This window comes from Mycobacterium sp. 852002-40037_SCH5390672, from assembly GCF_001665875.1.
Lineage (GTDB): Bacteria > Actinomycetota > Actinomycetes > Mycobacteriales > Mycobacteriaceae > Mycobacterium.
In genome coordinates, this window is sequence record NZ_LZTA01000019.1 from 1 (window position 1) to 452 (window position 452).

Annotated in this window: 1 pseudogene; it reads right to left on the reverse strand. The window is 67.9% G+C overall.

Annotation, left to right across the window (positions count from 1 at the left end):
• Positions 1 to 392: pseudogene (locus tag A5782_RS04290) on the reverse strand (TetR/AcrR family transcriptional regulator); the annotation flags it as partial.
• Positions 393 to 452 lie beyond the last annotated feature (60 nt).

Genomic DNA, 452 nt, shown 5'->3' on the forward strand with positions numbered 1-452 from the left:
GCCGAATCGAGCGTTGCGGCGTACTCGTCCGGACCCAGACTTGCCGCCCGTTCCGTCAGACCGCGCGCCAGCGCATAGATCGCCTCGACGGCGCCGTGCCGATCGGCACGGCGGGCGAGCCCGCCCTCGCGGACAGCGTCCCGGACGATGCCGTCGATGATTTCGCGGAATACCTGGAACCCCGAGTTGCCCGTCGCCGTGTCATCGACGGCGATCGCATTCTCCGCCCGGATCACCCACTCGAACGCCGCGAGGTCGGGGTACTCGCGCATCACAGGGCCCGATTCGTCGAGGACCGCTTCTATTCGCGTGACCGCGGTGCCCGGGCGGGCGGCCGCCCGCCGCAGTCGGGGAACCGCGACGTCGGTTCGCGCCGCCACCGCGGCCTTCATCAGTTCGGACTTGTTCGGAAAGTAGTGATACCTGTTGCCGCCTGTCTCTTATACACATCT